At 59.1% G+C, this 23,562-nt stretch carries 26 protein-coding genes; 3 read left to right on the top strand and 23 right to left on the bottom strand.

Features of this window, described 5'->3' with window-relative positions:
• Nucleotides 1-4: 4 nt before the first annotated feature.
• Nucleotides 5-676: a hypothetical protein gene (locus tag ACH2ED_RS16765; protein ID WP_395093582.1), complete on the top strand. Its 672-nt coding sequence runs from the start codon at nucleotides 5-7 to the stop codon at nucleotides 674-676.
• 262 nt (nucleotides 677-938) lie between these two features.
• On the opposite strand, the gene ACH2ED_RS16760 is transcribed toward ACH2ED_RS16765, so the two are convergent.
• The 16 genes from ACH2ED_RS16760 to ACH2ED_RS16685 all read right to left on the bottom strand — a co-directional run bounded on the left by ACH2ED_RS16760 (nucleotide 939) and on the right by ACH2ED_RS16685 (nucleotide 16,595).
• The gene (locus tag ACH2ED_RS16760; RefSeq protein WP_395093580.1) at nucleotides 939-2,147 is read right to left on the bottom strand and encodes a hypothetical protein; all 1,209 of its coding nucleotides are present in this window, start codon (nucleotides 2,145-2,147) and stop codon (nucleotides 939-941) included.
• Between the two features lie 10 nt (nucleotides 2,148-2,157).
• On the bottom strand, nucleotides 2,158-5,868 hold the full coding sequence (gene metH / locus ACH2ED_RS16755) for a methionine synthase (protein WP_395093577.1): 3,711 nt from the start codon (nucleotides 5,866-5,868) through the stop codon (nucleotides 2,158-2,160).
• Nucleotides 5,869-5,896: 28 nt separating this feature from the next.
• Nucleotides 5,897-6,151, bottom strand: coding sequence for a hypothetical protein (locus ACH2ED_RS16750; RefSeq protein ID WP_395093575.1), 255 nt, complete (start codon nucleotides 6,149-6,151; stop codon nucleotides 5,897-5,899).
• A 15-nt stretch (nucleotides 6,152-6,166) separates the two neighbouring features.
• Nucleotides 6,167-7,795 (bottom strand): cytochrome c biogenesis protein CcdA, encoded by a 1,629-nt coding sequence (locus tag ACH2ED_RS16745; RefSeq protein WP_395093573.1) that lies wholly within the window; start codon nucleotides 7,793-7,795, stop codon nucleotides 6,167-6,169.
• 2 nt (nucleotides 7,796-7,797) lie between these two features.
• Nucleotides 7,798-8,289, bottom strand: coding sequence for a protein-disulfide reductase DsbD N-terminal domain-containing protein (locus ACH2ED_RS16740; RefSeq protein WP_395093571.1), 492 nt, complete (start codon nucleotides 8,287-8,289; stop codon nucleotides 7,798-7,800).
• A gap of 78 nt (nucleotides 8,290-8,367) precedes the next feature.
• Nucleotides 8,368-9,054 carry a hypothetical protein gene (locus ACH2ED_RS16735; RefSeq protein WP_395093568.1) on the bottom strand — a complete coding sequence of 229 codons (687 nt, stop codon included), beginning with the start codon at nucleotides 9,052-9,054 and terminating at the stop codon, nucleotides 8,368-8,370.
• A gap of 42 nt (nucleotides 9,055-9,096) precedes the next feature.
• Entirely contained in the window at nucleotides 9,097-9,834 is a 738-nt protein-coding gene (locus ACH2ED_RS16730; protein ID WP_395093566.1) for a hypothetical protein, read from the bottom strand.
• A gap of 29 nt (nucleotides 9,835-9,863) precedes the next feature.
• Nucleotides 9,864-10,376: a crossover junction endodeoxyribonuclease RuvC gene (gene ruvC, locus ACH2ED_RS16725; RefSeq protein ID WP_395093563.1), complete on the bottom strand. Its 513-nt coding sequence runs from the start codon at nucleotides 10,374-10,376 to the stop codon at nucleotides 9,864-9,866.
• A 4-nt stretch (nucleotides 10,377-10,380) separates the two neighbouring features.
• The gene (locus ACH2ED_RS16720; protein WP_395093561.1) at nucleotides 10,381-10,977 is read right to left on the bottom strand and encodes a hypothetical protein; all 597 of its coding nucleotides are present in this window, start codon (nucleotides 10,975-10,977) and stop codon (nucleotides 10,381-10,383) included.
• Nucleotides 10,974-12,437 carry a glycoside hydrolase family 10 protein gene (locus ACH2ED_RS16715; protein WP_395093559.1) on the bottom strand — a complete coding sequence of 488 codons (1,464 nt, stop codon included), beginning with the start codon at nucleotides 12,435-12,437 and terminating at the stop codon, nucleotides 10,974-10,976. Before ACH2ED_RS16715 ends, ACH2ED_RS16720 begins: the two co-directional genes overlap by 4 nt.
• 55 nt (nucleotides 12,438-12,492) lie before the next feature.
• The gene (locus ACH2ED_RS16710) at nucleotides 12,493-13,179 is read right to left on the bottom strand and encodes a hypothetical protein (protein ID WP_395093557.1); all 687 of its coding nucleotides are present in this window, start codon (nucleotides 13,177-13,179) and stop codon (nucleotides 12,493-12,495) included.
• Between the two features lie 3 nt (nucleotides 13,180-13,182).
• Nucleotides 13,183-14,055 (bottom strand): hypothetical protein, encoded by an 873-nt coding sequence (locus tag ACH2ED_RS16705; protein ID WP_309695163.1) that lies wholly within the window; start codon nucleotides 14,053-14,055, stop codon nucleotides 13,183-13,185.
• Nucleotides 14,055-15,038, bottom strand: coding sequence for a hypothetical protein (locus ACH2ED_RS16700; RefSeq protein WP_395093554.1), 984 nt, complete (start codon nucleotides 15,036-15,038; stop codon nucleotides 14,055-14,057). Before ACH2ED_RS16700 ends, ACH2ED_RS16705 begins: the two co-directional genes overlap by 1 nt.
• A 2-nt stretch (nucleotides 15,039-15,040) precedes the next feature.
• Nucleotides 15,041-15,862 (bottom strand): DUF6754 domain-containing protein, encoded by an 822-nt coding sequence (locus ACH2ED_RS16695; protein ID WP_309693377.1) that lies wholly within the window; start codon nucleotides 15,860-15,862, stop codon nucleotides 15,041-15,043.
• Nucleotides 15,859-16,143: a hypothetical protein gene (locus ACH2ED_RS16690; protein ID WP_395093551.1), complete on the bottom strand. Its 285-nt coding sequence runs from the start codon at nucleotides 16,141-16,143 to the stop codon at nucleotides 15,859-15,861. The genes ACH2ED_RS16695 and ACH2ED_RS16690 overlap by 4 nt, the downstream gene beginning before the upstream one ends.
• Nucleotides 16,140-16,595: a hypothetical protein gene (locus ACH2ED_RS16685; RefSeq protein WP_395093549.1), complete on the bottom strand. Its 456-nt coding sequence runs from the start codon at nucleotides 16,593-16,595 to the stop codon at nucleotides 16,140-16,142. Before ACH2ED_RS16685 ends, ACH2ED_RS16690 begins: the two co-directional genes overlap by 4 nt.
• A gap of 165 nt (nucleotides 16,596-16,760) precedes the next feature.
• Between ACH2ED_RS16685 and ACH2ED_RS16680 the strand changes: the two genes are divergently transcribed.
• Together ACH2ED_RS16680 and ACH2ED_RS16675 are read left to right on the top strand one after the other, a co-directional pair.
• Nucleotides 16,761-17,372, top strand: coding sequence for a TetR/AcrR family transcriptional regulator (locus tag ACH2ED_RS16680; protein WP_395093546.1), 612 nt, complete (start codon nucleotides 16,761-16,763; stop codon nucleotides 17,370-17,372).
• A gap of 54 nt (nucleotides 17,373-17,426) precedes the next feature.
• Nucleotides 17,427-18,005 carry a sigma-70 family RNA polymerase sigma factor gene (locus ACH2ED_RS16675; RefSeq protein ID WP_395093543.1) on the top strand — a complete coding sequence of 193 codons (579 nt, stop codon included), beginning with the start codon at nucleotides 17,427-17,429 and terminating at the stop codon, nucleotides 18,003-18,005.
• A 5-nt stretch (nucleotides 18,006-18,010) separates the two neighbouring features.
• On the opposite strand, the gene ACH2ED_RS16670 is transcribed toward ACH2ED_RS16675, so the two are convergent.
• From ACH2ED_RS16670 to nadA, 7 genes are all read right to left on the bottom strand, one after another.
• Complete coding sequence (locus ACH2ED_RS16670) at nucleotides 18,011-19,231, bottom strand: M20/M25/M40 family metallo-hydrolase (protein ID WP_395093541.1); 1,221 nt, start codon at nucleotides 19,229-19,231, stop codon at nucleotides 18,011-18,013.
• Entirely contained in the window at nucleotides 19,228-19,845 is a 618-nt protein-coding gene (locus ACH2ED_RS16665) for a hypothetical protein (protein WP_395093539.1), read from the bottom strand. The genes ACH2ED_RS16670 and ACH2ED_RS16665 overlap by 4 nt, the downstream gene beginning before the upstream one ends.
• 26 nt (nucleotides 19,846-19,871) lie before the next feature.
• On the bottom strand, nucleotides 19,872-20,273 hold the full coding sequence (locus tag ACH2ED_RS16660) for a hypothetical protein (RefSeq protein WP_395093536.1): 402 nt from the start codon (nucleotides 20,271-20,273) through the stop codon (nucleotides 19,872-19,874).
• A gap of 17 nt (nucleotides 20,274-20,290) precedes the next feature.
• Nucleotides 20,291-20,524, bottom strand: a complete 234-nt coding sequence (locus ACH2ED_RS16655; RefSeq protein ID WP_395093534.1) for a hypothetical protein — start codon at nucleotides 20,522-20,524, stop codon at nucleotides 20,291-20,293.
• Between the two features lie 71 nt (nucleotides 20,525-20,595).
• Nucleotides 20,596-21,882 (bottom strand): alpha/beta fold hydrolase, encoded by a 1,287-nt coding sequence (locus ACH2ED_RS16650; protein WP_395093531.1) that lies wholly within the window; start codon nucleotides 21,880-21,882, stop codon nucleotides 20,596-20,598.
• A complete protein-coding gene (locus tag ACH2ED_RS16645; protein WP_395093530.1) occupies nucleotides 21,882-22,493 on the bottom strand; it encodes a hypothetical protein in 612 nt (203 codons plus the stop codon). The genes ACH2ED_RS16650 and ACH2ED_RS16645 overlap by 1 nt, the downstream gene beginning before the upstream one ends.
• Nucleotides 22,494-22,504: 11 nt before the next feature.
• On the bottom strand, nucleotides 22,505-23,467 hold the full coding sequence (gene nadA / locus ACH2ED_RS16640; protein ID WP_395093598.1) for a quinolinate synthase NadA: 963 nt from the start codon (nucleotides 23,465-23,467) through the stop codon (nucleotides 22,505-22,507).
• Nucleotides 23,468-23,562 lie beyond the last annotated feature (95 nt).

The following is a 23,562-nucleotide window of genomic DNA, read 5'->3' as shown; positions in this document are numbered from 1 at the left end:
AGCCATGCAGATAAGATTTACTTTTTGTGTTGCCGCGCTTTTCGCGGCCAGTGGTGCCTGGGCGCAGAGTGCACCGGGTGGCCCCCTCTCTCCATCGGCGGGTTGGGCAGCGCAGCGAGCCGGTATCGGGCCGGCCAGTAGTCAGGCGGCCATTCTCGCTAAGAGCCAGTTCTTTCTCTCCACTCTCTCCAACTCCGCGATTGTCGGCAAGACAGAAACCGTGCTCCGCTACGGGGTGACGGAAAAGCTTTCCGTCGGGCTCTCGCACCTACGAAAACAGGGGACACTCCGGCCCAATGCCAACTACACCCTCACCTCCGAGTCCGTGGAGTCGCCCTCGCTGAATATCGGCATTTACGAGAATAGTATCGGTGGCAAGGGCTCCGCATTCTACGCCACAGCAGGCCGAACACTCTCGGACATGGGGGCCGTGACGTTTTCCGGGTATGTGGGCGTGGCAAAAGTCAGCGGCGAGCGTGCCCCACGCTTTCTGGTTGGCGCAGCTCTCCCACTCCTGAACAATGCGATCACCGCCTCAGCGCAGTGGGAAGGCAAGAAACTCTCCCTAGGCATCGTCGGGATGGTCGGCACACTCGGCAAGTACCCCATACGCTTTGGCCTAGTCGCCGTCGGCGACACCCTAGGCACGCTGGGCGCAACAACCTGGCAGCGCTAGTACAGCTCCGCGTAAATATCCCTGTAGTTTCCGGTCATATAATTTTGCCTGTTGCTGGTTTCGGCGGGGAGCTGCATAGGAAACGCCCCGTCACTCTATCGGGCCTCCCAGAGCGACAACAGGCAAAATTACATGACCTACCCAAGAGCGGAGCGCCGAACGCATCGCGAGCCACCAGCCCGGTTATCATAGAGGCACCGCCCCCACTTCCGGCGTGCTCACCATGAGATACCTGGGCACAGTATACCCGCCTAGCGACAGTCTATGTTTTTGTAGAAGCGCGAATAAGCGCCCGTGCCGTGCCGCGGCCAGCCTGCTGCTGGTCGTAGAGTTTGTAGGCGAGCGTGACTTCGTAGCCGCCTTCGTCGAGGGCGGAGTCGGGATACAGATAGCCCAAGTTACCGTTGGCAAACCCGACCGGCCAGCCTTCGGAATCGAGCGCTTGCCCGATCTCGGTGAAGATCTCGCCGGGCAGACCGATCAGGGTGAGTGGGCCGAGTGTGAGGCGCGAGACGGTGGCGACAGCGAAATTACGGGCGGGCTTGCGGCGCACGGCGGCGATCCACTCCAGGGACGCCTGATCAATATCCGAGCGCCCCAGCGCGGCGAGCTTTGCCCGAGACTCACTCTCGATAGCAGCCAGCATGGGCTCGTCCGGGTACGGGTTCAGCGGCAAGTGCGCGCGGTAGTGCGTGGCCGTGGGTGTGGTCAGCGCGAGGGCTTTACTCTGCTGGACGGCTTCCAGCACCGCCTCCGCGATTTCTTTGCCAACACGCTGCGCCTCGCCCTCGCCCCGACTGGTGCCAAAGCGCGGGTTGATGTCACCGCAGCAGCCTTGCAAAAAAAGGGTTGGGCAGCCCAGCGCGGGTTCGGCGTGCTCGCGTAGGCTCGCCACCCAGTCGGCGGACAGAAGCGTGTTCTGATTACCTAGAGCGACAGGATGGCAGGCGAAGTGCACTAGTGTGACCAAGGGGCCACGCTTGGTGTGAATCTGGAGAGTACGCACGCGCTCATCGCGGGGGCCGTCGGGCTTGCGCCGGTTGATCGCCGCATCGCAGCCCATCGAGCCAAGCAATGCCCCCGTGAGTGGCTCCGCAGTGGCTTTTGCTTCCCGCGCCGCTGCTTCCAAGCGCCGGAAAAGCTCCTGTGTCCAGCCGACTTCTTTGTCGCCCGTCGCTCGGATCGTCATGGTCGCCGGGCCAGAGTGCGTGTGGCTACAGGCGATGAGCACCGCCTCAGGTGCACAGCCAACAGCTTTGGCGAGCCGCCGACGCAGCGCTCTATCGTCACGGGGAGTGAACCCGATGGTGTCCAGACCGACAATCAGTACACCTTCGAGCCAGAGTGCCGTTGCCCGTAGAGTATCTCGGACGCCCGTGCTGACAAAGCCTGGCACGGGCCGCCCCGCAAACCCGGAGAGCCGTGTCCCGACGGGTGGGGTGATGTCTACCAGTGCAAGCCCGGCCTTCACGCCCGATTCCCTACTTAATCGCCTCGGGCTCGTAGCCCAGTGCAGGAGAGAGCCAGCGCTCGGTTTCTTGCAGCGTCCAGCCCTTGCGCTTGGCGTAGTCCGCCACCTGGTCGCGGTCAATCTTACCCACCGCAAAATAGTCCGCTTCGGGGTGCGCAAAGTACCAGCCTGAGACACTACTTGCCGGGTACATCGCCATGCTTTCGGTGAGAGTCATGCCAATGCGGTCTGGCTGGAGCAGCGCGAACAGCGTGGTCTTCTCCGTGTGATCGGGGCAGGCGGGGTAACCCGGCGCGGGACGAATCCCCTGGTACTCTTCCTTGATGAGCTGCTCCGACGTGAGGCTATCGCCAATGCCCCACTCGCTGCGGGCCTTCGCGTGCAGCCACTCGGCAGAGGCTTCAGCGAACCTATCGGCCAGTGCCTCCAGCATAATGGCGCTGTAGTCATCGCCTGCGGCTTTGAACGCCTCGACTCGCTCCGCCATCCCAATTCCCGCCGTCACGGCAAACGCGCCGATATGATCGCCTTCGGGCGCCAAGAAGTCCGTCAAGCAGCGATTGGGCTCGCCTGCGCGCTTCTCGCTCTGCTGGCGCAGGCTATGCAAAACCCACCCCCTATCCCCCGCCCGGTGGGGGGGATACAAGGAAGAATTTTCCTTATTGTCCCCCCGCTCGGCGGGGGTTAGGGGGTAAAGAAGAATATCATCGCCATTTGGCGTGGCGGGGAAGAAGCCGTAGACGGCGCGGGCGGTGATCCACTTGTTCGAGACAAGCTGATGGAGCATCGCCTGAGCATCATTGAAAAGCTTGAGCGCCTCGGAGCCGACGATCGCATCGTCAAAGATCGCCGGGAACTTGCCGTGCAGCTCCCAGGAGATAAAGAACGGCGTCCAGTCAATGTACTTTGTCAGCTCGTCGAGCGGGATCTCGTCAATTACTTTCACGCCCGTGAAGCTCGGAGTGGGCGGGGTGTAGGGCTTTGTTGCCTTCCAGTGATTGGTGCGCGCCTTCTCCAGCGGCAGAAAGACCGTCTTCTGTTGGCGCTGGGCAAACTGAGCGCGCGCCGCTTCCTGCATCGCGGTGTTCTCGGCCAGATAGGCCTCGCTCTCGGCCCCGATCAGGTTTTGCAGCACCCCGACGGCGCGGCTGGCATCCAGTACGTGCACGGTTTTAGCGTAGTACGGCGCGATCTTCACCGCCGTGTGCAGTCGGCTTGTCGTGGCGCCTCCAATGAGCAGCGGCACGGTAAATCCCTGGCGGGTCATCTCCTTGGCGACATGGATCATCTCGTCGAGGCTTGGCGTGATGAGCCCCGAGAGCCCGATCACATCCGCCCCGATCTCGCGGGCCTTCGCAAGGATTCGGTCGCAGGAGACCATCACGCCCATGTCAATCACTTCGTAGTTGTTGCACGAGACCACAACCCCAACAATATTCTTGCCAATATCATGCACATCGCCCTTCACGGTTGCGATCAGCATCTTGCCCTGCGCTCCCGTCGCGTTCTGCGCTTTCTCCGCCTCCAAATACGGCGTTAAGACGGCCACGGAGCGCTTCATCACACGGGCGGATTTCACGACCTGCGGCAGGAACATCTTGCCCGCTCCAAAGAGATCCCCCACGACATTCATGCCGTCCATCAGCGGCCCCTCGATCACGAGCAGGGGGCGCTTGATTTTCTCTAGCGCCTCCATCGTGTCGGCCTCGATATGGTCCGTCAGCCCCTTGAGCAGCGCGTGCTGGAGCCGCTCCTCCACGGTTCCCGCGCGCCACGCATCGTCCGCGCCTGCTGCTTTCTTGCCCTTGCCTTTCACCGTCTCTGCGAGTGTGAGCAGGCGCTCCGTGGCATCGGGGCGGCGGTTGAAGATCACATCCTCGACATGGTCCAGCAGCTCCTTGGGAATATCGGCATAGACCGGGAGCTGGCCCGCGTTCACAATGCCCATGTCCATTCCGGCCTGAATCGCATGATAGAGAAATGCCGCGTGCATCGCCTCGCGCACCACATTGTTGCCCCGGAACGAGAACGAGAGGTTAGAAACGCCGCCACTGACCTTCGCGCCGGGAAGATTCGCCTTGATCCAGGTGACGGTCTTGATAAAGTCTACGCCGTAGTTCGCGTGCTCCTCCATGCCTGTGCCGACCACCAGTATGTTCGGGTCGAAGATAATATCCTCGGGCGGAAACCCCACCGTGTCCACCAGAAGCCGATACGCCCGCTCACAGACCTCAATGCGACGCTGGTAGGTATCGGCCTGCCCTAGCTCATCGAAAGCCATCACCACAACGGCGGCACCGAACTGGCGCACGATCCTCGCTCGGCTCAGGAACTCCGTCTCGCCCTCTTTCAGGCTGATCGAGTTGGCGATGGACTTGCCGACGCTGCACTTGAGGCCCGCTTCGATTACTTCCCAGCGCGACGAGTCAATCATCAGAGGCACTTTGTTGATGCCCGGCTCCGCTTGAATGAGCTTCAGAAAGTGCGTCATGCACGCCTCGCGGTCCAGCATTCCCTGGTCGTCAAAACAAATATCTAAGACTTGTGCACCGTTGTCCACTTGCTCTAAAGCCACACTCAGCGCGTCCTCGAACTTCTCCTCCTGGATGAGCTTTAAGAACTTCGACGAGCCCGCGACATTGCAGCGCTCCCCCACGTTGACGAAGTTCGTCTCGGGGCGCACCACAAACGGCAGGGTGCCCGAGAGCCGTAGGTAGGTCTCAACACTCGGGATTTCGCGCGGCGGCAAGCCCTTCACGGCCTCACCAATGGCCTTGATGTGCGCCGGGGAGTTGCCGCAGCAACCACCGATAATATTGATCAGTCCGGCCTGTGCCCACTCCCGCAGCATCGGCCCCATGGTCTCAGGCGTCTCGGGGAACCCCGTCTCCGAGAGCGCATCGGGTAGCCCCGCGTTGGGGTAGGCGATGATCGGAATATCCGCAATCTCCGCGAGGCGCGCCAGAATCGGGCGCATCTCTTTGGGCCCTAGCGAGCAGTTCAGCCCCACGGCAGTCAGTGGGAAGTGGCGAATCGAGTACCAGAGCGCCTCAATGTCCTGGCCCGAGAGGTTTCCCCCTGCCAGGTCCACAAAGCACGATGCCATCACCGGAATATCGCGACCAAGCTCGGTCAGCAGCCCGTCAATGGCAAAGAGTGCGGCCTTTAAGTTCAGCGTGTCAAACGTCGTCTCGCAGAGTAGCACGTCCACGCCGCCCTCGATAAGCGCACGCGCCTGTCGTCCGTAAGTCTCCACCAATTCGTCCCAGCTCACGTTGCGATACGCGGGCCGATCCGCATCTACGACCACCGAGGCGCTTCTATTCAGCGGCCCGATGCTTCCCGCCACCCAGCGCTGCTTGCCGTCTTTGGCAATCGCCGCGTCTACCACTTGGCGACAGATGCGTGCGCCCTCAAGGCTCATCTCATCCGCAAAGCCTTGGAGCCCGTAGTCCTCTTGTGAGATCGTGGTCGCCGTGAACGTGTTGGTCTCGATCAGCTCCGCACCAGCATCCACATACGCCTGGTGTGTCTCCGCGACAATCTGCGGCTGGGTGATGTTGAGTAAGTCGGGGTTGTTTTTAACATCCTTCGGGTGATCTTTAAACCGCTCGCCCCGGAAATCGGCTTCCTCTAAGCCTTTTTTCTGGAGGAGAACCCCGTAGGAGCCATCAATGAGGAGAATACGCTGGGCAAGATGTGCCCGAAAATCGGCAGACATGGGCATATTCTATCATCGGAGGGCAGTGTTAACCGCCCGCCGACTTCAGCCACGCCGTCATCCGCGTAGCATCTTTGGCGATGTTGTAGTCGGTACTGGCGAGAAGCTTGCCTTCGCCATCAATCACGGCGTAGAGCGGATTGACGGCGTTATTGAGTAGCTCCAGAGCGTACTGACCGTTTTTGTTCTCGGCCTCGCTACCATTGTCGGTGTAGAGACGAACACGGATGTATTTTTTGAGCTCCGCACTAACAGCAGGCTCGGGGAAGACGCGGAACTCCACGTCGCGGCAGTTCTGTCAGGTGTGGCCCGTGAAGTCAATCAGAACCTTCTTGCCCGTCTCCTTTGCCTCGGCCTTGGCTTTCTCCAGATCACTGCCCCACTCCAGCTCGCCTTCTAGCTTCTTACCATTACCAAACCCATAGTCTGGTGGCGGCAAAAAGCCCGCGAGCAGCGGATGGAGCGGCCTGCCAGAGACACCGTAGAAGAAGTAGAGCGCGGCGACGATAAACACGCCTGACCAGATGCGCCGCGCAGGCGTTGGGTTACCCTGTGGGGTGTTGAAGCCAATCGAGAGTTTTCCTAGTAGCCAGACTCCCCCCGCGAGCAGGGAGAGGCCGTAGAGAAGCAAACACATCGGGCTACTGAGGAGCTTCCAGTTCCAGACCAGATCGGCGTTCGAGAGAAACTTGACGGCGGCGGCGAGCTCCAGAAAGCCCATCGCGCCTTTAATCGTGGTCAGCCAGTCGCCAGACTTAGGCATTTTCTTGAGCAAGCTAGGGAAAATTGCCAACAGAAAAAACGGAAGAGCGAGCGCGGTGGCAAAAAGCGCCATCCCCAGTATCGGGCGGAAGAACTCCTTGCCATTGGCCGCGAGCACCATCACGGTTCCTACAAACGGTGCGGCACAGGTGAAGCTGGCGATCACAAACGTCAGTCCGAGCAAGAACACGCCCAGATAGCCGCCTGCCTTGTGGCCACTTCCGGTCAGACTCATCACTTTGCCGGGGAGCTTCAGCTCAAAAACTTCAAGCAACGCCAGTCCAAAGACCACAAAAAGCGTTGCAAATCCGAGGTTGACCCAGGGATTTGCGGCAAAACGTGTGGCCCCGGCGGCTCCCACCGTGACGGCCATAATTAAGCCAAAGGCTGTAAAGCTGACAATAATTCCTGCACAGTACAGTGCTGCAAGATGGACAATTGTCTTCTGAACTGCCGCCGGGCTATGATCTGTTTTTCCTGTGGCAAGCTTGGTGAAGTAGGAAAACGTCACCGGGATCATCGGGAAGACGCAGGGCGTGATGAGCGCAAGTAGCCCCGCCCCAAATGCCGTCAGCATAAACGTCAGCAAGCTCGTTGGAGCAGCCTCCCCCGGCTTGCTGGGGCTCGCCACCCCCTCCGGCTTCGCGAAGGGGGATATTGGTGCTTTGCTAAACTCGGAGCGCACGGCTCCTGCTTCAATTGCCAGCGGATTGAGCTTGACTTCTTCCGTGGTAGGTGGCAGGCAGCCGGAATCGTCGCACGCCTGATAGCGCACCGAGATTTTTAACGGAACGCTTCTTGGTGTGGCATCGGCGGCAAGTGAGAGTGCCTGGGTAAACGTCGCTTGGGTCTCGTGCACGCCAACCGTCACCTTGTCCACGGAGCTGTAAAACGGCTCGGTCTTTGACTCGGTGGGCTTTCCTACAGCCGTGATCCCCTTGCCCTCAATCGTGATACTGGTCGGGGTAAAAAGGCTCTCGTCGGCAGTGACACTGTAGAGATGCGTGCCCTTTGGAATCGTCGCCCTCACCGTGACAGTGACAAGCTCACCGGGATGGGCGGGGCTCGGCGCAATCGCCGCAGAGAAAGCGGGCTTCTGCGGTGTAGCAAAGGCACTGCTTACCACAGCGAGCGTGACCAGGAAGAGGGCGAGGAGGCGACGCATGGCTACTTGTTCACCATAAGCGGAGCGGGGAGTGTGATGGTGTCAGGCGGCAGGCAACCGGTCTCGTTGCAGCCTTGCGCTTTCACGGCGGCCCCCAGCTTGAGCATCCCCGGCTTCACGGTTTTGGCAAGTGTGATTGGCACCGTGACCGTGATCACTCCCTGATGAACCCGCATTTTCTCATGGATCGTCGGGGCGGGCCAGACCGCTTTCCCGTAGGTGACACCCGCAGCTTTCAGCGGCATCACTTCGGAGGCAATTGCATACTCATCGCCGGGCTTGGGGTCGTAGATATGAAATCCCGGAGCCATGGTGAGCGTAATCGTAAGCGTCGCTTTGCCGCCCGCCTTCACTTTTGCCGGTGCGATGCTTGCTTTTGCCGCCGCGAAAAAACCGGGGAGCTTGGGAGCCGCTGCCGGTGCGGCAACTGCCAGAGACGAAACAAGAGCAGCCAGAGCTGCGGTGCGAAAAAGTGCCGTAGTGCGAATCCACATGATCGTAAAGTCCTCGTGATTACTGTACAAGTTAGGCGGGGAAGAAAGTTCCCTGCACCAAAATTAGACCTGTCCTAACTATTGTACCCGGCGCGGCCCTTCGTCTTCTGAGGCCGGGCGATCTTTCCACCAGCGTCGAAGCGCCACCGCGAGGCTTGCCAACGCACTGGCCCCTCCCAGATAGAACATAAGCCCGATCAACATCGAGGAGAGATAGTTTCCACTCGGTACCACTGTGAGTAAGAAGCCGACCCAGCTAATCAACCCAACCGCCGCACCGCCTAGGAGTCCGGCCCGCCGCGAACGCGAACTTGCCCCAGAGACCAGTGCCGCCACAGCGGGCACAGCCACCATGATTCCCATGATAATCAACTCAAGCCCCGGCTTAAAATCACTTTGCATCGCGACTGCCAGAATAGGACCGACCACCCACACTAGCGGCGTAATTGCTAGGGCAGGCAGGAGCACTTTACGAATGGTCTTGCGAGAGAGACGCTTAGGAGAGGCCTCCGTTTGCACCCGTGCGAGAGGCTCGACATGAGACGTTGGCGCTAAGTACTGCTGGGTCTCTTCTTCTTCCACCAGCACCAATGCCTTGCGAATAAACTCGGGCGAAAGACCTAAGTCCTCCCCCATCTGCTCGACTTGGGCGGCAGTTAGGGTCTCGTAGTGCTGGTGCTGAAGCCTTGTGGCAAGCTCGACCACTTGTTGGAGCTTTTTAGCGTCGTAGCGCTTCTCTTCGGGCTGCTGAAACTGTTGCTGCATAAGTCAACTCTCCTTAGCTGCCCTATGATAACCCATAACCCTCTAGTTTCGGTACTCGATCTCCCAGTCCACAATATCTAAGTTCGGTTCATCTACCAGCGCATTCACATGGTCGCGCACATCGTTCTGAGTGGGCTCGCGACGGTCATCGCTGTTGCGACGTAGCTGATTCTGGCGGGTATCAAACGTGAGAAACTGGTTGAGCGAGCCGGTCGAGCTGCCATCTCCGAGAGCATCCCAGAGTTTGGGAGCATCTTCAGCACCCTGTGGGACATTGTTAGTGGCAATGAGATTGAGCTGGACATAGCGCAGGGTCTTATTGGGCAGCGTGTTGAGATCCACTTGAAACGAGAGTGTCTTGCTCCCACGCGACACGGGCGTGGACTGGTAGGGCAGCCCCAGAGGTGTAAAGATCCCCTCGACAGGGTTCTTGAGCACGCCGCCGCTCTCGCAGGAGAACACCTGGTAGCCGGGGCCACGGTAGTTGAAGGCGACAAAGCCCACGAAGCCTTGCCCCGTGGCGGAGTTTGCCGCCGCGAAGCCATTTCCCCAGGGCCGATCCACCACGGGAGCGGGGCCACTGGCTCCCGCATCATCCGTGCGGTTGATCGTCACAAAGTAGTAGTACGGCAGGCCCGTCTCACTGCTCTGCACCTCGCCGCGCAGGGCAAAAGTGACGCGCAGCAACTTAGGGGGCTCAAACGTTCCTGCGGGCGGAATCTTAGCACAACTGGTAAGCACAACAAGCGGGAGAAGCAACAAGCGGGATCGTTTTTGCATAGCGTTTGATTGGACTGAGGGAGAGGTCTTTACCTTCGATTGTCGCGGCCACGGGTGCGCCCCATGCCACTGATTTTATGGGAGTGCGCGTGGCAGATCGCCACCGCGAGGGCATCGGCGGCATCGTCGGGCTTGGGAATTTCGCTCAGGGTGAGCAGTCGCACCACCATCGCCTGGACTTGCTGCTTATCCGCAGCCCCGTAGCCCGTCACCGCCGACTTTACTTGCATCGGCGTGTACTCCATCCACGGCAGAGAGCGCTGGGCAAACGCCAGCAAGATCACGCCACGCGCCGCGCCCACCGCGATCCCATTGGTGACATTTTTATCAAAAAAGAGCTTCTCGGTCGCCACCATATCCGGCGTGTAGCGATCCAGCAATGTGTTGATATCGTCGTAGATAGACTTGAGACGATCCGGCAGCGCCATGTCGGGCGTCGTGAGCAAGACCCCCACATCCACGGGAATTAAGCGCCCCTCTTCGTAGCGGATAATGCCAAACCCCGTCGTCGCCGTGCCCGGATCAATTCCCAGTATCGTCACGAGGTCAGGATACCACGCGCTCTGCCCCTAGGAACCGTGAGAGTGCCGCGCCGTCAATGGCGACCACTACATAGAGATTCGGGTTCGGGGTATTGGAGGTGAGCTCGGTGAGTGCACCGGACTCATCAACCGAAACACGTGCGGGGACGGTGCGAAAGAGTCTTAGCCAGGGCAGGGGCTCCGGGTGGCGGGCGAGGCAGAAGGCGGGAAGCGTGGAGAGCAGAGTTGCCTCTTGCTTTTGTTCGTCCCAGTGCCGCCAGAGACAGACATCGCCGGGGAGCCAGATCACGCCCTCACCGGAGGTGAGTAGGCGACCAAACGCCGGGTCGGGTGCGCCACCGAAGCGCTCGGGGTAGCGCGCTTTGAGGCGCGGGTCAATCGGCAAGAAGCCCTCAGCACGCCCGCCGATCAGAAACAGCCGCGCGATTTTGGTACGGACTAAGGCACGGTCCGTTTCGAGTAGCGCCGCAAGGATGTCGAAGCCTGCTGTCGCGATCAGGCTCACGGGCTCGGGCACAGTGCGAAGTGTCTCGGCCAGTGTTCCTGGCGCGATTTGCGGCGCGTCGTTGTAGGGATCGGAGGGGCCAACCTGGAGGATCATCGTGATTCGGAGGCGTTCCCTAGCCGATCCACAGCGGTGACGACGGCTTGATCAATCTGCGCTCCCGTATCGTGGCTGGCGTGGTCGCCGGGGAGAACTACGATGCTCCAGCGCTCGCCCGTGCGCCACTGGACGGCGTAGACAAACGCCTTGTCTACGGGCTGCCAGGTGATACGCTCGCCGCTCACTCGGACGCCGCGCGGAGGGGGTGGGAGATCGCTGCCCAGCCAGGGACACGACGGGACGAGCGCGGGCTCGGGGTAGACAATACTGGCAAGATGGCCTGCCATCGTGTTTGTATCGTCCTCCATGCCTTTCTTGAGCACCACTGCGGAGAAGTGCAGGTGTCCGTGGGCGCTGCCCGAGAGCCCCCGTGCCACTTTGATCTGGTACTCGATCTCCAGTGGCGGATACTTGCTGGTGTAGAGCCCCGGCCACAGATGCCGCTGCATCGCATTTTGCTCAGACCACCAGATCAAGAGGATCGGGAAGCTCTGGCCCGCCTGATCAATCTTCCAGTAGAGCTGCGGCGCAAAGTAGTCCGCCCAGCCCTCGCGCATCCACTTGCGACTGTCGCCATAGAGGTTCTCGTAGGAGTCGTAGCCGGTAATCTGAGGAGGAAAGCCCGGTCGCCAGATGCCAAACGGGCTGATCCCAAACTTCACCCACGGCTTCTCGGTTTTGATTTGTTGGTAGAGATCACGAATAAAGTCATCAATGTTCTTGCGCCGCCAGTCCGAGCGCGCGAGCTTGCCACCAGAGAGCGTGTAGCGCTTCCAGGCGGGCTCATCGGGAAAGGGCTTCTCGATTTTGTTCTTTTCGTCGGTGTAGATCTTATAGGGATAGAAGTAATCGTCCACGTGTAGGCCGTCTATATCGTAGCGGCGGACAATATCCATCAAGACATCCAGTGAGTGCTTGCTGGCATCGGACTCACCAGGGTCTAGCCACTGGAGGTTGCCGTAGGTCTTGACCCAGCCAGGGCGGGTCACCGAGAGATGGTTAGGCGCAGCAGGGCCTTTAGCACCAGACTGCCGTGCACGAAATGGGTTCACCCAAGCATGAAGCTCGATCCCTCGATCATGGGCCTCCTTCACCGCTTCTGCAAGCGGATCCCAGCCGGGATCTTGCCCCATCGTGCCGGTGAGATACTCACTCCAGGGCTCTTTTTCTGAGCGGTAGAGGGCATCGCACGCGGTACGCACTTGCAGCAGAACGGCATTGAGCTTGAGGCGCTTGGCGCGATCCAGTAGGGCAATCAGCTCCGCACGCTGCTGCTCAGGGGGTAGTCCAGGTTTGCTGGGCCAGTCAATATTATTGACACTGGCAACCCAGAGCCCCCTGAACTCACGGGCAATAGGCGGGGGGAGGCCCGCACTCTGTGCGTGTGCCTGCCCATCACTTGTCATTAGTGCGGCCCCAGCGCCCGCCGAGAGAGTAAGGAAATCACGTCGCTTCACGGAGTCAGTTTACCCCCTACCCCGGCAGGACGGGGTTAAGGGGCAAGTCCAGCCTCTAAGGTCCCGCATTGGCGCTGGCGCTGATGGCATCGGGAGCGTGGATCATAAAATAGATCCGTCCGATCAGAAGCGCCATACGGGCCATGATCGTGTTTCCAAACATCGCTCCAAAAGCGATCATCATGGCGTAGCGACCGAACTTAGAAACTTTATTCACTGCGGTGTTCTTCTGCTCAAAAGAGAAGAAGAAATAGACCATAACAGAGGCAAGAATCGCTAAGAAAATCAGGTTGTTGATCGCCGTGGCATAGGCAGCCACCGGATATTCCGGCTTGATCTTCGCGGGGTCCACCCAGACAGTCTTCGTGGCAGCGGTCTGGAGCTTGGGCCAGTAGTCGCCCGCAAAGCTCTGGAATGCCTGGCCAGACGCGAAGCCAATAAAGACACCAAAAATCAGGCGCGCCATCCAGCCGTTGCGCTTGGAGTAGATGAAGTAGAACAGCGACCCGGCAGGCAGGATCAGTGCGAGGCCCCACTGGCCCTCTTTGACCATCGGCTCCCACCAGTTGGGCTTGAGCACATCGTTCCAGGTGGCGGCGATCGCGTAGCCCCCCGCCAGCCCCAGATAGAGATGCTCAAAGAGCCGGAAGATCTTGTTTTCTTTGTAGAGAATCGAGTAGATGCCCAGGGTGCAGACCACCCCAAGAACCACGACAATCATTTTCAGCAGACTATCACTCATGGTTTAGCGCCCTCCTTCGGCAGCGGCGCGCTGCTTGCGCTCTAAAAACATTCCCAGGTTTCCCAAAAAGATCAGCACAAGAATCAGCAAGTGGGACAGCGAGAGAGAGGCCGAGGCTGAGGTCGCAAAGCCCGCTTTCTCTAGGAGAAGCTCGTACTCGCTCGCTCCCTTGAGGCCCGTCAGCATACCCTGGAGCTGGCCCGTCTCCAGCATGGGGATCGCCTCGGTTGCCATCACGGAGGTGGGGCAGTAGAGAGTGGGGATGGGAGTCTTTCCCGCACGCTGGTAGAACTGAATCCACACGGGAATGGTGTTGGCCGAAGCGATCTCGATAATGATCGAGACATCATTGACCCCTTTGATTCCCTGCATACACGCGACCTCGCCCAGTGCCATGCCCTTGATATCTTTGCCCAGGGCGCCGGGCAGATCGTTGACGGCAGCTTTGATCAGCGCTGTCGCGGCGCCTGCCGGTCGGTAGCCCCAGTTGACATAGTCGCGGCCGTACTGGTAGTCGTACTCCTTGGCGAGCTTTTCCACAGCTTGCTGCCCCAGCTCACGCCCTTGCGGGTCGCTGAAGCCAAAGATGGCGAACTTCACTTTACGCATCATCAAGTGGCGCACTGTGGCCTCGCACTGGGAGAGATTCTCGGCGAGAGTTCCTGCGGCAAAGTTGCAGGCCACGATCACAATCTTGTTCTTAGCGGCGGGATCGCTGGCCACTTTCTCGATTGTCTCGTAGTAGCTACGGGTCGCGGCGGTGATGGCGGGCTTGGGCAAGCCCTTAGTCACCGCAGGAGCAAGCAGCGGAATCGCGATCACGACGATCAGCAAGAGATAGAGAAGGCGGCGATCTACGTTATTAAGAAATTTCACTAGAGTTCCTCCTCGAAGTAGGAGCCGCGCTCAAGAGAGAGCCAGAGTCGCAGAGAGGTTGCCAGTGCGCCCACGGCGAGCCCGAAGTCAATCGCCATCGTGGCCGGGGAGCTAGCACGCTTCTGAATCCACTGGCCGATATTTTCCAGCCGCAGGTTTGCGACAATATCGGTCTTCTCATTAGGAATCCAGTTGGTCAGCGCCTGCCCAATCGGGACATTTCCTAGCATCACCAGCGCGGCAGCGACCAGTAGAATCGTCGCCTCGACGGAGCGAATGCGAAACGCGCGGTACGCGGCGGAGACGATATAGAAGGCGATAATGGAGAACATCGTGGCATCGAGGTTTTTCATTAGCCCATCGTAGAGCAGCACATCCAGGGTCTTAAATGGCCCCGTTTTCACGTACTCTTTCCCGATGTGCGCCACCGTCATCAGAACAATTCCCCCGATTAGTGTCGCCGAGTTGCCCCAACCGGAGCGCTTCATGGCGATATTGCGCAGGTGAACTGACATCAGGGAGTAGATACCCAGGCCAATCGCGAAGGCTTGCAGCGCATTGGAGATATCCGAGACTTGCTTGAAGTACGGTGTCAGGAAGTTCTCCTGCGCCGTCATCTTCTCCACATCGTCGCTGGTGAGAGGCTTCTCGGAGGTCGCGGGGAGCTGTTTGAGAATCAGCCGTGCATCTTCCGGGGAGAGCTCTTTGAGCTTGGTCTTCGCCGATTCGTCTAAAGTCGCCACCAGCTCCGAGTCGGCGAGTGGCGTGTTTTCAGGCTGGTACTTGAGCTTCTTAATGACATCCGCTTTATTGGCAACCGTCGCGTGGGTGGGCCAGAAGAACTCCACGGCGTAGAAACAGCCCGCTACCAGAGTCACCATTGCGATCAGTGGCTTGCGAAGCTTGTTGGGCACTAGGGTGAGCAGAAACAGAACCACCGCTCCAATAAGCAACCCCACAAAAATCATTCCATAGTTTCCCATAGCTACTTGCCCCCTTTCGCACTCTCTTCAGGATCCACCAGGAAGTTGCTAACATTCTGATCCGCAAACAGATTGCGGAAGAGATGCTTATTCACAAACGTGGTGCACAGCGAGCCAATCACAATGGTCGCCAGAATGCCGATCTTAACCCTATCTTGCGCCACAATTGAGCCTAGCAACGTCGGCTGCCGGGTGAGATAGGCCGTCGCGGCGTAGTACTCATCGCCGATAATCACGTAGTCACAGGCGGCGATAAAGAACGGGACTTGCGTCGTTGAGGGGGTGCCCGCCACTTGAATGGCCCCGACCATGTTGGCATTCTCCGCCATGATCAGCGACTCGGCAAAAAACGTCCCAAAAAGAAACGTCGCGGCGAACTTCTCGCGCTGGATCATGCCCGCCACACCAGCGGCGTAGGCGAACTGCTGGTTGGACAGATAGCGCACATCGTCGGGAGAGTAGGCATCGCCCCGCCCGGCTTGCTGGTAGGCGTTGGAGATCGTGTCCTCGGCGATGGGCAGCATGGCGGAGTTGTAGACCGGCATCTGAACCCGTGTTCCGTAGCGCGCCGCCGACGATGCCACGCTGGCACAGATCGCGAGTGCTTGGAGCGTAATAATATCAATCCCATCGGAGAGCCCGGTCGAGAGCAAGATCCCTCGCCCCATCTCCACCGCACGTCCCACGGCTTCATCAATGGCCGAGAGTCCGGGGATGCGCCGAATAAAATACTGCTTTCCCTTCTGCGCTGAGACCACGGTCACCACGATGACAATGGACATCAGAAGCAGCAAGATAAAAGCAGGCCAAGTTGAGTGGTTCATACTGTTTTATCCTCAATGCGACGGATGAGTGCTTCGACACCGCCTGGCTCTGCCAGTAAGCGCCCAAAAAACTGCATCCGGTTCAGGCCCACCACGGGGCCAAAAAGGGGGGTGAGGGCGATCATGCTCTGCGAGAGAATAAACGCCAGTGGGCGGTGCATCTCCAGCGCAATAATCGCGGGGACGCTCAGCCCACGCTTCACGATCTGGGTGGCAATACTCTCCAAGAGTTCCTCGCGCTCCGTCTCCGGCAGAGGCTCGTTCCATTGTGCCAGGCTCATGACGTTTGGCTCCAAAGTTTTTTCACGGTCTCCCGTACAAGCACTTCATTGTCTTGTGCGAAACGTAGACGAATTCCCCGGAACGAGTCCAGCCGGGAGGGAATCTTGAGGGTTGAGAGGTATACCCCGTCTCTACCTCGGGTCGCGCGGCGAATATCGCTCCAGAGTAGCTCCAGCTTAATGGCTGGGCCACAGGAACAGTAGACTTTTTTGTTGGTGAGCTTGTAATCCACGGGAAAAAGATACTCCGCCATTGCCCCTGTGAGGGCGATCATCGGGAGAAACAGCCCAAGAGGGTAGGGAAACGCCAGCCGCCAGAAGGCAAACGCGAGCCCATAGCCCAGTGCTACCAGGCCGATCTTCTGCGGCTCGTCCCGCAGGCGGTGGATACGCCAGGTAAGGATCACTTCCTCACTGGTTTCTTTCTCCTCAACCACATTCATCAAAGTCAAATCGGTGGGAGTATAGCCGCTCTGAGGGGCTTTCGTCAATGCACTCACAGTAGTAGGTACGCGACCGTGTGTCCCTTGGGGGACGGCTCGCCGATTAATCTCCGCAGGACTTGCGAAGAATTTAAGCCTATGGTAAACTTATGACCAGAATACGAATCCAGTCACATGATACAAAAAGAGAACAACTGCACTGGTGGAGAAGAGACACGGCGCGCTATCCTAGAGGCAGCGCGTAAGCGTTTTTTGCACTACGGCTTTAAGAAAACCACCATTGACGAGATCGCGTCGGACGCGGGAATCGGCAAGGGGACGGTCTATCTGCATTTTGAGACCAAAGAGGCGCTTCTTCTGACTCTGGCCCGTGAGGTGAAACGCAATGTCACCGACCAGATGCGTGCCATTACGGAGTCTCTTGCCTCCCCTGAGGAGAAGCTCCGCCGGATGCTCATGGCCGCGATTCTTTCGGTTCACGATGTTGCTCAGGTGACAGTGCACGGAACCGAGCTAGTTGACGAGCTGCTCTCGCCGCGCCTCATGGCGTGTGGTCAGCCAGAGCGTCAGGCACAGCTCGACCTACTCACCCGTGTGCTCTCCGAGGGAGAGTTTGACCTGCCCTGCGCACCTGCCGAGGCCGCCTCGCACTTCTTGCTCGCGATGGTGCCGTTCTTCCCGCCCTACCTGAACCCCTGCCACGCTAAACCCTCCTGCCGCAAGGGCCTGGAAGCGCAAGCGAGCGCTATGCTAGATTTCTTGATCCATGGAATCCGCAAGCACTAGATTTTTCAGGGAACCTTCTGACCGCAAAACGAATTTAGTCATCAGGAAACGATCATGCTAAACACAAAAACCGTACAAGCCGAGATATTTGAAAAGGTGATTCTCCCCCACGAAGCGTCGCTCTACGCCCCGGCGATGGCGCTCACTCGCAGCGCCTCCGATGCCGAGGACTTAGTACAGGAGACGCTCCTACGCGCCTTCGACCGCTTTGATACCTACCGCTCCGATGGCAGCCCACGGGCCTGGCTACACACAATCATGCGGAACTTATTTTACAATATGTACCGCAAGAAGTCCCGCGAGCCACGGCAAGTCCCCCTTGAAAATGCTGATGGAAGCTCCATTGAACAGCCGACTGCGCCCAATGCTTCTCCGGAGCGCCAGGTGCTCTCGCAGCTCGAAGGGGCCGCGCTGCTCCAAGCCGTCCGCACGCTTCCTGAGGAGTACCGACGCGTGGTGGCGATGGCGGATATTCAAGGGATGGCTTATCAAGAAATTGCCCAGGATCTGCACATTCCCGTCGGTACCGTCCGCTCCCGCCTCTCCCGTGGCCGTGAACGCGTCCGCCGCTCCCTGACTTCCTGGCATCCCGAGACCGCCCCCACTCTCTCTGTCCGTGCGCTGGTGAACTAAACGCCCTACCGCCCCACAACGGCGGGCAGTCCGCGTGCGCCCTGGGGACCGATAGCGCGTACTCCGAACAAATAATCGTCTTTGGAGAGCGGCAAAATAGCCTGCGTTGTCGTAAAGCTCTTGCTCCCGCTCCAGTCAAACTCCGTCGTGCGTCGCCAGAGAACCTCGTAGGTTACTGCCCCGTCCACTGCTGCCCACTGGAGCGTGGTCTGGGCACTTAGGTTCTGCTTGAGGCTCACGCGAACGGGAGCGGGCGGGGCCTGAGCGAGCTCGGAGAGCCAGGCAACGGCCACTTGCGCAACACGGGTGAGGTAGTTATAGTCCACGAACTCAGGCAGATCGCCGTACTTCGTGCCTTTCTCCACTCGCAGATCCTGGTGTTGGTGCCGCCAGTCCTCGCCAGGTTCCGTGAAGCGCACAGACGCCGGAAAGCCTACGGCCAGAAACGCACTGTGATCGCCGCCGCGCCCATAACGGTCGTTGCGTAGCGTCAATGCCACAGAAAATCCCTTCACTTGCCGCCGTGCGGAATCCGCAATGGCACGCGCTAAAGTCCGCGCAGGCGAGTCGCCGTCGGTGCCGAGGCTCTTACGGCGCGTAGCCTGGGTCGCCAGCTCGCCAAGCTCATCGGACGTGGAAAAAACCCGGATGTGCTTATCATCGCGCTTGCCCGCCTCGCTCACGGAGTTACCCACAATATCGTAGGTAGCCATCGCAACAATACTCTTGCCCTGCTCTTTCAAGCTCTTTGCAAGCTGTGCCGAGCCCAGCAGGCTCTGCTCCTCGCCCGTCACGGCGGCAAACATCACGGTGCAGCGCGGGCGCATTCCCGCCATCAGCCGCGCACACTCCAGCACCACCGCCACACCCGACGCATCGTCGTTGGCTCCCGGCGCAGGAGAGCTTGCATCCAGCACATCGGTCACCCGAGAGTCGTAGTGACCAGAGACAACCAGCACGCGCTCGGGAGAGTCCGTACCCGGCAGGGTCGCCAGCACGTTACCGATCTCCACGGCTTTTGTCATGCGCCCACCCGCCGCCTGCACCCAGCGCTGCTGCGCCACTTGCAGGTTCCCACCGTAGCTCTTCAGCTCCCGCTCCAGCCACGCCGCCGCCGCATCCGCCCCGCGTGCTCCTGAGAGCGTGTGCCGCGTCGGAATCGTCGCCAGCGAGCGCACGGTATTTTCCAGCCGCACACGGGAAACCTGCGTGATAAGCTGCCTCATGCTGCTGTTTCTCCTCGCAAGATCGCGATCAATGTTCGCATCAGGCGCTCGGTGTCGGTAGGAACTGAGAAGATATCTTGATCCTGCGTAATGCGCTTTGCCCCACGCTCCAGTGTGCCAAAGCGCCAGATATCGCCGACGGAAACCGCGCCGTAGAGGATATCTATCGTCGAATCCGTCCACTGATCCACGGCGATGAGCTCGGCGCAGAGCTGAGAGAAGCCTCGCGTGAGATCCGCCTGCTTTGCCTCGACCACCAGGAGGTTTCCCTGTGCCTGAAGCAGGTAGTCAAGCGCCCCTTTAAGCTGTGTATTAACCCGCACGTCCAGCTCAGAGCGTACTTGCGCGTCCACATGGCGGGCCGCTTCTCCTAGAATCGGGGCTATCAGGAACTCACGGCGTGGTGTCTCACTGCTCATTCCCACATGGCGGAAGGCAAAGTCTAGGCGCACACTAAGCTCGGCAAGCCAAGGGAGCGGCTCCTGAGCAAGTGGGAGGGCAAGTGTTTTGGCATCAAAATGGTAGCCAAAGGCGACGACAAGTTCTTCCGGGATAGCGGTCAGCTTGAAGTAGTCATGAAAGCCGCGAACACTGGTAGGGAGGATGAGTGCCATGCGCCCATTATAGCGCAACGCGTGCGCTATTTTTTCTCCTGCTGCGACTGCAGATGTAGCGCCAGCGAGCCTTCCGGGGTGCTGGGATCGGCAGGTTTTCCATCCACGTAGACCCGTCCTCCCTGCGACTGCACCGACTTTCCGCCGATGAAGGTGGTGGGCGACGAGAGGCGACGGGGAGACGGAGCACTCAGGCGTGTGTAGGCAAAAAATACCCATAAAACTATCCCAATGATGCTGATGATCTGCCCTGCTTGGACAAGTCCGCGCTGACTGGAGCTAGGATGGTGATCCAGTGTGCGCAGGGCGGCATTGGCCATGATCCAGCTTACAATCGTGAGGGGGCCGCAGAGCAAGAGCCCTAAAATACTCAGTGCCAGTATGAGTCCCCCGTTGACCTCAGGCTCGCGTGGTGATGTGTTCGACATTGCAATATTCCTCTCAGTTATTGTAGCATAACACCAGGGTTGCCTTTCTCCAGTGAGCCGATTTTCTGAAACTGCTGAAGTGTCTCAGCGAAGACGGCGAAGAATCCTTTTAGCTTTTTAATATCCGTCACAACGCCCCCGACGGCAAAGTAAAGCTCATCCATGCCCTCGGGGAACTTGGTGGTAAACCAGCCTTCGGCGTTCTTTACTTCCAGCCAGAGGGTGGGGTCAGCAGTGAGTTTTTCTCGCAACGGAAGCCGTCTCGGTTAACATACGGCACCCGCATCCGAGTATAGGAATGCGGGATGCAGAATGGGAACCATCAGCGGGGATTTGGTTGCTCAAAAAAACGCATCACATCATCGAGAGCATCTTGGACGACGGTGAGATGCTCGCAGTCTGGGTAGATCTTGCACTCGGTCTTGAGCGCTTTGGCCAGGCTCTGCGCCATCGGCTTACCAAAATCCGATGCGCCCGCTCCGATCAGAAACGGCGGAAGACCCTCAGGGGACGTTATGGCACCGCCCCCCGCAAGCACCGCCACAGCAGCGAAGAGCTTCGGGTACTTTTGCGCCGTCTGCACCGCCATCGCCGCCCCCATCGAGTGGCCCGTGAGATAGACGCGCTTGGGATCATAGGCATAGAGCTTGCCCAGCTCAGCAAGTAGCTTGGGAAGCTCGCCCAGCCCTTGGCCATTTCGCAAGGTGAGAAGCAGCCAGCCGCGCTTTTCACAGAGCCGCACGAGCTTGCCCGCGCCGTAGGTATCGAAGAACATGTTCTCCGAGCCGCCCGACCCGTGCAGCGCAACGACCAGCGGCAGAGGCTTGCCCGATGTCACGGCCTCGGGTGCAAGCAGGCGCACGGGAACGTTGTTGAGAGTGAGCCAGAACTGCCCGGGACGCTTCTTTCCCCAGAGCGGCGCGTTTTTTGCCACCGCTTCGGCATCACGGAGTAGCTTCAGTGCGGGATAGTCCGTCTCCAGCGCCTCACCTGAGGCAAGCTTTTTCAGGACACCGAGCAGAAGCACCACCGACGGCTCCTTCACACTCTCCAGCGCCGCCAACCGGGCTTTCAGGTTCTTTGCGTAGTCGAGGGAAATAAGCCGCTCTGCCACAAGATTCTGTCCTCGGAGGGCAATGCGAACGCTACCGCTAACCTCGCGTGGTGCGGCGTAGTAGGTAAATGCGGTCATAGGAAAGCCCGTCACGGGAACCTCGCCTAAGTCACCTTTCAGAGGTGAACCTACCCCACCAACACCAACGACGAGATTCTCGGGAGCCTTCTCTGGTGTCTCGTAAAGCCGTGAGACACGGAACTCAACACCGACACCGGTATCCGCAAGCTGAACGGAGGTACTGAAGACAAGCGGCATTGCCCAACGTCGCTCTGGAGTGCGGTCTTTCTCCTCCCCTAACAAAAGGATTGCTTGATCAAGCGGCTTGGCGCTTGCAGAGGGGCCACCGGCGAAGAAGCCCATCACGGCCTGATTGACCAGCGGCAAGACTTGGCGCTTCTGCTCCGGATTTGCCGTCTCCCAGAGCCGCTCAAACTGCTGGAGCCGCTTGCCTGTTTCATAGCGCGCCGCAATAGGATTGTTTTGTTGCTTCATCAGCTCTCTCCTCGCAAGATCGCAATCAGCACCCGCACCAGCTTCTCCGTATCTACGGGCACTCCCAGAATGCCAATATCCTGCGTAATGCGTTTCTCCGAGCGCACCAGCCGTCCGAAGCGCCAGAGATCACCAAAAGAAACCGCACCGTAGAGCACATCAGAGGTTATCTCCCCCTGCTGATCCACCGCAATCAGCTCCGCACAAAGCTGGGAGAACCCTCGGCTGAGATCCCCTTGCTTTGCCTCCACCACACAGATATTCTGCTGGGCACGCACGTAGTAATCCAGCGAACCCTTGAGCTGCTCGCTCACCCGAATCCCATACTCAGAGCGCAAGTCCGCACCTAGATACTGCGCCACATCAAAGAGCACCGGGGCAATCAGAAACTCGCGGCGCATCATCTCACTTTCAAAGCTGAGATGGGAAACCGCATAGGAAAGCTTGTTTTGCAGCGCCCTACACCAGGAAAGTTCTTCGGAGGCTTGGGAGAGCGAGAGCGTCTCCGCCTCAAAAACATAGCCGAATGCCTCCGTGAGATCGCGCGGACTGGCCGTAAGCTTGTAGTAGTCATGAAAACCACGAACGGTGGTGGGCAAAGTAAGCTGCATAGTAGAGGCTCCTATTTGTTCGGGGCGACAGAGGGGATTTTTGCGCTCCACTCCAGCATGCGTCGCAGCGGGACTTCAGACTTTAATCGCAACCCCTCGTCCATGAGAAGCTCCGGCTGACCATCTTTGAGGCACAGATAGAGTTTCTCTAACGTATTCAGGCGCATGTACGGGCAGCTCGCACAGGTGCAGCCGGAGTTCGGGGGGGCGCAGATAAACGTGGCGTCGGGGCGGGCTTTTTCCATCTGGTGGAGAATCCCGACCTCGGTATTCACGACGAACTTCTTGTGCTCGGGGTGCGTTTTGACGTAGTTGAGCAAGGCAAGGGTCGAGCCGATGAAGTGGGCTTTGTCGAGAACCGCTTCCTCGCACTCGGGGTGCGCGATCACGGTGGCGTCGGGGTGGGCGTTGATCAGAAGCGAGAGCCGCCGGGCATTGAACTGCTCGTGGACGATACAAAAACCCGGCCAGAGGATCATCTCGCGGCCCGTTTGCTTCTCGACCCACTTTCCGAGATGCCGATCCGGGCCAAAGACAATCGGCTGGTCTTTAGGGATCATCGCGACCAGCTGCGCGGCGTTGCTACTGGTCACGATTAAATCGCTCATGGCCTTCACCGCCGCCGACGAGTTGATGTAGTTCACCACATAGTGCCCTGGGTACTGCTTCAGCCACTCGCCGTAGACATCGGCGGGGCAGCGGTCGGCGAGCGAGCACCCGGCATCAAGATCGGGCAAGTAAACGGGCTTGCTAGGGTTGAGAATTTTCGCCGTCTCCGCCATGAAGTGCACGCCACAGAACACAATGCAGTCCGCCTCGGTCTTGGCCGCCGCCTGCGCCAGTGCCAGCGAGTCGCCCACAAAGTCCGCCAGATCCTGAATCTCGGAGTCCTGGTAGTAGTGCGCTAAGATAACCGCGTTTTTCTCGGTCTTGAGCTTGAGAATCTCCACGACTAAGTCCAGCGAAGGGTCAATAGCTTCGGCACGAGCGGTCAAGTCATACGGATTGGGCTGGTGCATGTCCCGCACCAGAGTCAGGTTCTTCATACCCTATTGTACCCGCTCAGCTC

The sequence above is a fragment of the Armatimonas sp. genome (assembly GCF_043757465.1).
In the GTDB taxonomy this organism is placed as follows: domain Bacteria; phylum Armatimonadota; class Armatimonadia; order Armatimonadales; family Armatimonadaceae; genus Armatimonas.
Note: the sequence above shows the minus strand (reverse complement) of the source record. Positions and strands in the feature narration are given on the sequence as shown.

What these genes read in the sequence shown, in the direction of transcription:
- metH (WP_395093577.1), bottom strand. Translation starts at nt 5,868, where the DNA reads ATGTCTGCCGATTTTCGGGCACATCTTGCCCAGCGTATTCTCCTCATT.
- ACH2ED_RS16740 (WP_395093571.1), bottom strand. Translation starts at nt 8,289, where the DNA reads ATGTGGATTCGCACTACGGCACTTTTTCGCACCGCAGCTCTGGCTGCT.
- ACH2ED_RS16675 (WP_395093543.1), top strand. Translation starts at nt 17,427, where the DNA reads ATGCTAAACACAAAAACCGTACAAGCCGAGATATTTGAAAAGGTGATT.
- ACH2ED_RS16645 (WP_395093530.1), bottom strand. Translation starts at nt 22,493, where the DNA reads ATGCAGCTTACTTTGCCCACCACCGTTCGTGGTTTTCATGACTACTAC.
- ACH2ED_RS16735 (WP_395093568.1), bottom strand. Translation starts at nt 9,054, where the DNA reads ATGCAGCAACAGTTTCAGCAGCCCGAAGAGAAGCGCTACGACGCTAAA.
- ACH2ED_RS16765 (WP_395093582.1), top strand. Translation starts at nt 5, where the DNA reads ATGCAGATAAGATTTACTTTTTGTGTTGCCGCGCTTTTCGCGGCCAGT.
- ACH2ED_RS16650 (WP_395093531.1), bottom strand. Translation starts at nt 21,882, where the DNA reads ATGAAGCAACAAAACAATCCTATTGCGGCGCGCTATGAAACAGGCAAG.
- ACH2ED_RS16720 (WP_395093561.1), bottom strand. Translation starts at nt 10,977, where the DNA reads ATGATCCTCCAGGTTGGCCCCTCCGATCCCTACAACGACGCGCCGCAA.
- ACH2ED_RS16660 (WP_395093536.1), bottom strand. Translation starts at nt 20,273, where the DNA reads ATGTCGAACACATCACCACGCGAGCCTGAGGTCAACGGGGGACTCATA.
- ACH2ED_RS16710 (WP_395093557.1), bottom strand. Translation starts at nt 13,179, where the DNA reads ATGAGTGATAGTCTGCTGAAAATGATTGTCGTGGTTCTTGGGGTGGTC.
- ACH2ED_RS16700 (WP_395093554.1), bottom strand. Translation starts at nt 15,038, where the DNA reads ATGGGAAACTATGGAATGATTTTTGTGGGGTTGCTTATTGGAGCGGTG.
- ACH2ED_RS16745 (WP_395093573.1), bottom strand. Translation starts at nt 7,795, where the DNA reads ATGCGTCGCCTCCTCGCCCTCTTCCTGGTCACGCTCGCTGTGGTAAGC.
- ACH2ED_RS16665 (WP_395093539.1), bottom strand. Translation starts at nt 19,845, where the DNA reads ATGGCACTCATCCTCCCTACCAGTGTTCGCGGCTTTCATGACTACTTC.
- ACH2ED_RS16670 (WP_395093541.1), bottom strand. Translation starts at nt 19,231, where the DNA reads ATGAGGCAGCTTATCACGCAGGTTTCCCGTGTGCGGCTGGAAAATACC.
- ACH2ED_RS16690 (WP_395093551.1), bottom strand. Translation starts at nt 16,143, where the DNA reads ATGAGCCTGGCACAATGGAACGAGCCTCTGCCGGAGACGGAGCGCGAG.
- ACH2ED_RS16730 (WP_395093566.1), bottom strand. Translation starts at nt 9,834, where the DNA reads ATGCAAAAACGATCCCGCTTGTTGCTTCTCCCGCTTGTTGTGCTTACC.
- ACH2ED_RS16680 (WP_395093546.1), top strand. Translation starts at nt 16,761, where the DNA reads ATGATACAAAAAGAGAACAACTGCACTGGTGGAGAAGAGACACGGCGC.
- ACH2ED_RS16695 (WP_309693377.1), bottom strand. Translation starts at nt 15,862, where the DNA reads ATGAACCACTCAACTTGGCCTGCTTTTATCTTGCTGCTTCTGATGTCC.